A 5841-nucleotide genomic window follows, 5' to 3' on the forward strand; every position below is an offset into this window, starting at 1 on the left:
GGCCTGAACTGGGAGCTCGTCGGCCTGCGCGACGCCGGCGGCCGCCCGATCTACAACTCCGCGCTCGCCGCGGGCCAGCCCTCCACGCTCTACGGGCTGGGCCTCAACGAGGTCACCACCGGCGTCTGGAACTCCGAGGCCGCCACCCTGGCCGCCGTCGACTGGCAGAAGGTGGTCGTGGGCGTCCGTCAGGACATCACCTACGACATCTTCCGCGAGGGCGTCATCACCGAGCCCGACGGCACCGGCGGCCAGCGGATCGTCTACAACCTCATGCAGCAGGACATGAAGGCCCTGCGCGTGGTCTTCCGCGTGGCCTACACCGTGGCCCGCCCCGTGTCCCGCCAGACCGGCTCCGCCGTGTTCCCGGCCGGTGTGTTGACCCCGGCCGCGGCCGGCGTCTGATCGGGAGGGCTGAGACATGGCTGAGACCACGCTGACCCCGATGAAGGACACCGCCGGGAAGGTGCACGACATTGTGCCCGGCGGCGTCCGCGCCCTCGAGGCCCTCGGCTGGGAGCTCGTGCAGGCCCCGCCCGCCGAGCCCACCGGCGAGGAGGACACCCCCGACCCGGAGGACACCGGGGAGGAGACGCCCGAGGAGGACCCCGAGGGCGCCGCTGAGGCGCCCACGGACGTCCCGGCGGACGAGGAGACCGAGGAGGCCCCCGCGGCCGCCGAGGAGCCCGCCAAGCCCGCCCGGCGCACCCGCCGTAGCGCGGCCAACGACAAGGAGTGATCGCGATGTCGTGGACCACCCCGCAGGACGTCCAGAACGCCTGGATCGAAGGGGACGGCGATCCCGCCCCCGACGACACCGACCTGCTGCAGAAGTGGATCGACCGCGCCGAGCGGAAGATCCGCCGGGAGGTCCACGACATCGTCGCGCGCCTGGCCGTACCGGACACCGACCCGGCGCACGAGCCGGACCTGGCCGAGACGGTCACCGACGTCGTGTGCTCCATGGTCGAGCGGAAGTTCCGCAACCCCGAGGGGGTGCGCACCGAGCAGGACACCACCGGCCCGATGGGCGGCTCGCGCACCTTCGGCGGGGACCAGCCCGGAGAGCTGTGGATCACCCCCAAGGAGCTCTCGGACCTGCAGTCGGCTCCCTCCGGGCGCTCCAAGGCCTTCAGCATCGACACGCTGCCGGAGCCCGAGAAGCACCCGCTGGCCCACTCCTGGGTCAACGGGCCCGACGCCTACGCCCCGGAGGGACGGGCATGAGCCGGCGCATCACCGCTCACATCGGTGTGCGCCGGCTCCTGACCTCCATCGGCCGCGACGAGCACGGCAACCGCCGCCGCCGGCACGCGGATCCGGTGCCGCTGGGCGTCTACGCGATCTACCCCGCGGGCTCCACCAAGCCCGACGAGCAGGGCCGGCGCCCGGTGGTCACCGGGCGCACCGTGATCGCACCGATCACCGCCGAGGGCGCGATCGGCGCCCACGACCTGGTCGAGCTGCCCGACGGGCTGACCTACGAGGTCCAGGGCCGCCCGGGCGTCTGGAAGAACAACCCGCACACCCGCTCGCGCCGCAACGAAGGCCTGCAGATCGAGCTCGAGCTCTCGGAGGGATGACCATGGCCAAGATCACCCTGGGGAAGTTCAACGGCCGCGCCGCTGAACAGATCCTCAAGCACCACACCACCAAGGCCGAGATGCTGCGCCGGGCCCAGAACGGGGCCCGGGCGGCCGGGCCCGGCTACGTGGCCACGGCCGTCACGGGCCGCACCCGGGCCCGGGCCTCGATCATGGCCGCCACGCCCCGGGCGATCCGCGACAACAGCAGGAACCAGACGCTGCTGAAGACGATCGGCAACCTCCGATGAGCGTCGTCATCGAGGACCGGCCCGACCTGGTCGAGGTCCTCGTGGAAGTGCCCCGCGACGTCGAGGCCGACGTGGTCGCCGACTTCCGTGGCAACGGCCTGGAAGCCCAGACCGAGCTCGACGACACCCGCGCCGCGGGCATGATCCGGGTCACCCGCACCGGGGGCGGGCTGACCAACCTCGTCCAGGACGCCGCCCAGATCACCGTCGAGACCTGGGCGTATGACTCCGTGTCCTCCTGGAAGCTCGCCCAGCACGCCTGGGCGCTGCTGGCGCTGGCCGCCAAACGCCAGGAGATCAACGGCGTGGAGCTCTACGACGTGGACCTCGGCGTGCCCTACACCCTCGACGACGACCTGGCCCCGGAGCTGCACCGGCACCAGTTCCTCGCCACCCTCACCGTCCCGCTGACCGACCTGTCCCTCTCTGTGGAAGGAGCCCCATCGTGAGCTCGAGCAACCGCAAGACCCCGAAGTTCACCACCCTGTACGACCCCCACCAGCCCGGGCGCTCGCGCACCGTGCCCGAGTCCGAGGCCAAGGCCTGGAAGGACGCCGGCTGGACCGAGACCACCGCCCCGGAGCCCAAGGCCACCGAGACCAAGGCCTCCTGACCCGCCCCTCACCGACGGCGCGCACCCTGCGCACCGTCCGGCCCGACCCCGGGCCACCCCAGACTCCTGACGAAGGGACACCACCATGGCAAACGCAGTGCGGGTCGGAGCACCGGCCAAAAGCGCTCGCACCACCGGAGGCCTGCTCTCCGGCCCCGAGGGCACTCCCCTGCCCACCGACGCCACCACCGAGCTCGCCCCGGCGCTGGTCGGGCTCGGCCTGATCGGCAACGCCGGCCTCTCCGAGACCCCCTCGCGCTCTACCGAGGAGGTCCGCGACTGGAACGGCGACATCGCCCGGACCGTGCAGTCCGAGCACGGCCTGACCGTCTCGTTCACGATCATCGAGCGGACCCTGCAGGCGCTGCGCGAGGTCCACGGCCAGGGCAACGTCACCGAGACGACCACCGCCGAGGGCGACACCCTCCGGGTCATCAAGTACAACTCCGAGGAGCTGCCCGTCCGCGTGTACGTCGCCGAGATGCGCGACCGCGGCGGGGTGAAGATCCGCAAGGTCTACCCGCAGGGCCAGATCACCGAGATCGCCGAGATCCCGCACGTGAAGAACGGCCCGATCCAGTACGAGTGCACGATGACCGCCTACCCCGACGAGGACGGCAACAACGAGTACGAGTACGAGCTGATCCCGGCCACCGAGGCCGCGGCCCCGGTCACGCCCTGACCCGGCTCCCCTGACGCCCCGCCGGTAGCCCCCGTGGCCGCCGGCGGGGCGTCTCCCTGAACACCCCTGGCCTGGTCTCTCCGTGGGGCGGTCCACCAGGCCAGGGGGCACGCCCCACCCCGACCGCCCCGCACCGCTGCACAGCTCTCAGAAAGGACCACCCCATGGCCCCGAAGAACACTCAGACCACCGCCCAGAAGGCCGCCGAGGCCGGCGCCAAGGTCCCCGCCGACCACCAGGAGCCCGAGGGCAAGAAGGAGCGGCACGACCCGTCGGAGAAGTTCGTCTTCACCTGCGCCGCCGGCACTTTCACGCTGCCCTACATCGAGAACCTCACCCGCGGCTTCATCAAGGGCCTGAACAACCTGACCCGCCAGGTCCAGGCCGGGGAGCTCGAGGAGGACGCCGTCGACGAGTACCTCTTCGGCGGGCTGCTCGCCGAGGGTCAGTACGAGAAGCTCGACGACATCGCGCTCTGGGACCAGGAGCAGCTCATGGAGCAGTGGAACGAGCAGTCCGCGATGTCCCTGGGGGAATAACGGACCTCGCCGGGCTCCTCGAGGAGCACGGCGAGGCGATCGAGTTCGATCTGCTCTCCACCGGCGGCGGCTACCGGCTGCGCTGGCTCGACAGCGAGACGGTCATGGCCGCGCGCGACTTCAACTGGCGCGACCTCTACGTGATCGTCGAGTTCGCACCCCGGTCCTCGGCCCTGGTCCTGTCCACCGACGGGCGCGAGGCCGTGGAGTGGGACCTCACCCGGCACCTGCTGGCCTCCATGGCCGACGCCCTGAACTGGCTGCAGTGGTCCAAGACCGAGGACGCAGAGAAGCCCGGGGCGAACCCGCCGGAGCCGATCCCGCGCCCCGGAGTGCAGTCGACCAAGAAGCACTACGGCACCGAGGCCCTCGACGAGGACGACATGATCGAGTGGCTCGGCGACCGCTTCGCCCATCTGAAAACCGAATCGTGAGACCCGCACCCACACCGGGGTGCGGGTCTCACGCATCCCTGGGAGGTGCCGCACATGGCCATCGAGCTCGTCCCGGCCTACGTGCCCATCCTCCCCTCGATGAAGGGCATGAAGTCCAACATCGCCCGGGAGCTCAACAGCTCCGGGATCACCAACGTCGCCTCCAGCGCCGGCCAGTCCATGGGCTCGCGCATGGCCTCCGGGCTCGGCTCCACCCTCAAGACCGGTGCCAAGGTCGCCGGCGCCGGCCTGACCGCCGTGCTCGGCACCGCCCTGGTGAAGGGCTTCGGGCGCCTCTCTGCCATCGAGAACGCCGAGGCCAAGCTCAAGGGCCTGGGCAACTCCGGGGAGGCCACCGCCGAGATCATGGCCAACGCCCTGGCCTCCGTGAAGGGCACCGCCTTCGGCATGGACGAGGCCGCCACCACCGCGGCCTCGGCCGTGGCCGCCGGCATCAAGCCCGGCAAGGAGCTCACCGGCTATCTCTCCCTCGTCGGCGACGCCGCCACCATCGGCGGGACCTCCCTGGCCGAGATGGGCTCGATCTTCAACAAGGTCGCCACCTCCGGCAAGGTCCAGGGCGACGTCTTCGCCCAGCTCGGCGACATCGGCATCCCCGTCGTGCAGCTGCTCTCCGAGGAGCTCGGCGTGGCCGCCGCCGACGTCTACAAGCTCGGCGCCGACGGCAAGATCTCCTCCGAGCAGTTCCTCTCCGCCATGTCCTCCATGGAGGGCGCAGCCCTGTCCTCCGGCAACACCACCACCGGCGCCTTCAAAAACATGGGTGCGGCCCTCGCGCGCCTGGGCGCCGGGCTGCTCAAGGGCGTCTACCCCGCCATCGGCCCCGTCTTCAACACCCTCACCTCCTGGCTCGACAAGGCCGAGGGCTACCTCACCCCGCTCGCGGAGGGACTCTCCGTCAAGGTCGGCGGCGCCCTGGCCACCGCCGGCGCGGCCGCGGTGCGCTTCATCACCCCGCTGCGCGACATCGGCAACCGCTCCATCCTCACCCCCGACATCGTCGAGCGGATGGGCCTGTCCGAGAGCTCCCCGCTGGGCAAGGGCATGAACGCCCTCATCGGCGGCCTGCGCGCCTTCTCCGCGGCCTGGCGCTACAACGACGGCGAGGTCACCAGCAGCGGCTTCCCCGGCTTCATGGAGCGCGCCGCCTACGCCCTGCGCCAGACCTGGGACGCCCTGCGCTCCCTGGACTTCTCCTCCTGGAACGCCTTCAAGACCTCCCTGGGCTCCTCCGGGGCCCAGGTTGCCTCCGCGTTCTCCTCTATCGGGGACTCCCTCGTCACCCTGCGCCCGGCGATGTCCTCCTTCCTCACCTCCCTGCCGCAGCTGGGCGGGGCGGTCGGCACGATCGCCGTGGCCGGGATCTCCGCGCTCGCCACCGGGCTGTCCTTCCTCGCCCGCCACGTGGACACGATCATCCGGTTCATGCCGGCGATCGTGGCCGGCTTCGTCGCCTGGCGCGTGGCCTCCATGGCCCTGACCGTCTCCTCGCAGAAGCTGCAGTGGGCCCAGGTCGCCATGGCCCCGGTCCTGCTCGCCAACAACGTCCTGCGCCTGACCAACATCATCCTCGAGAACCGCCAGACCGCCGCCCGCCTGGCGCTCACGACCAGCACGACGGCCAACACCGGCGCCACGGTCGCCAACAACACCGCCCAGTCGGCCGGGGTGCTCACCCGCACCCGGGCCGTGGCCGGGCTCGTCGCCCAGCGCGTGGC

General features: G+C 71.3%; 11 protein-coding genes. All 11 read left to right on the forward strand.

From position 1 onward, the window contains the following. Nucleotides 1-405: phage major capsid family protein (locus tag ACXAGC_RS20065; RefSeq protein WP_474846721.1), on the forward strand; the 405-nt coding region annotated here is incomplete at its 5' end. 16 nt (nucleotides 406-421) lie between these two features. Beyond that, nucleotides 422-739 (forward strand): hypothetical protein, encoded by a 318-nt coding sequence (locus ACXAGC_RS20070; RefSeq protein ID WP_474846722.1) that lies wholly within the window; start codon nucleotides 422-424, stop codon nucleotides 737-739. 5 nt (nucleotides 740-744) lie between these two features. Then, complete coding sequence (locus ACXAGC_RS20075) at nucleotides 745-1227, forward strand: Gp19/Gp15/Gp42 family protein (protein ID WP_474846724.1); 483 nt, start codon at nucleotides 745-747, stop codon at nucleotides 1225-1227. Next, nucleotides 1224-1583, forward strand: coding sequence for a hypothetical protein (locus ACXAGC_RS20080; RefSeq protein ID WP_474846726.1), 360 nt, complete (start codon nucleotides 1224-1226; stop codon nucleotides 1581-1583). Before ACXAGC_RS20075 ends, ACXAGC_RS20080 begins: the two co-directional genes overlap by 4 nt. A gap of 2 nt (nucleotides 1584-1585) precedes the next feature. Further along, nucleotides 1586-1834, forward strand: a complete 249-nt coding sequence (locus ACXAGC_RS20085) for a hypothetical protein (RefSeq protein WP_474846728.1) — start codon at nucleotides 1586-1588, stop codon at nucleotides 1832-1834. After that, nucleotides 1831-2283 (forward strand): hypothetical protein, encoded by a 453-nt coding sequence (locus ACXAGC_RS20090; RefSeq protein WP_474846730.1) that lies wholly within the window; start codon nucleotides 1831-1833, stop codon nucleotides 2281-2283. Before ACXAGC_RS20085 ends, ACXAGC_RS20090 begins: the two co-directional genes overlap by 4 nt. Continuing rightward, nucleotides 2280-2447: a hypothetical protein gene (locus ACXAGC_RS20095; protein ID WP_474846732.1), complete on the forward strand. Its 168-nt coding sequence runs from the start codon at nucleotides 2280-2282 to the stop codon at nucleotides 2445-2447. The genes ACXAGC_RS20090 and ACXAGC_RS20095 overlap by 4 nt, the downstream gene beginning before the upstream one ends. Before the next feature lie 85 nt (nucleotides 2448-2532). Beyond that, a complete protein-coding gene (locus tag ACXAGC_RS20100; protein ID WP_474846734.1) occupies nucleotides 2533-3129 on the forward strand; it encodes a phage tail tube protein in 597 nt (198 codons plus the stop codon). Nucleotides 3130-3293: 164 nt separating this feature from the next. Continuing rightward, nucleotides 3294-3668 (forward strand): hypothetical protein, encoded by a 375-nt coding sequence (locus ACXAGC_RS20105; RefSeq protein WP_474846736.1) that lies wholly within the window; start codon nucleotides 3294-3296, stop codon nucleotides 3666-3668. Next, entirely contained in the window at nucleotides 3632-4102 is a 471-nt protein-coding gene (locus tag ACXAGC_RS20110; protein WP_474846738.1) for a DUF5361 domain-containing protein, read from the forward strand. The genes ACXAGC_RS20105 and ACXAGC_RS20110 overlap by 37 nt, the downstream gene beginning before the upstream one ends. Before the next feature lie 54 nt (nucleotides 4103-4156). Beyond that, the coding region (locus ACXAGC_RS20115; RefSeq protein WP_474846740.1) for a tape measure protein at nucleotides 4157-5841 on the forward strand (1685 nt) is incomplete at its 3' end.

The sequence above is a fragment of the Alteromonas sp. AWJ4_197 genome, assembly GCF_056160285.1.

Bases quoted from the DNA above. Each gene is read 5' to 3' on its own strand.
- ACXAGC_RS20105 (WP_474846736.1), top strand. From the start codon at position 3,294: ATGGCCCCGAAGAACACTCAGACCACCGCCCAGAAGGCCGCCGAGGCC.
- ACXAGC_RS20100 (WP_474846734.1), top strand. From the start codon at position 2,533: ATGGCAAACGCAGTGCGGGTCGGAGCACCGGCCAAAAGCGCTCGCACC.
- ACXAGC_RS20090 (WP_474846730.1), top strand. From the start codon at position 1,831: ATGAGCGTCGTCATCGAGGACCGGCCCGACCTGGTCGAGGTCCTCGTG.
- ACXAGC_RS20070 (WP_474846722.1), top strand. From the start codon at position 422: ATGGCTGAGACCACGCTGACCCCGATGAAGGACACCGCCGGGAAGGTG.
- ACXAGC_RS20085 (WP_474846728.1), top strand. From the start codon at position 1,586: ATGGCCAAGATCACCCTGGGGAAGTTCAACGGCCGCGCCGCTGAACAG.
- ACXAGC_RS20075 (WP_474846724.1), top strand. From the start codon at position 745: ATGTCGTGGACCACCCCGCAGGACGTCCAGAACGCCTGGATCGAAGGG.
- ACXAGC_RS20080 (WP_474846726.1), top strand. From the start codon at position 1,224: ATGAGCCGGCGCATCACCGCTCACATCGGTGTGCGCCGGCTCCTGACC.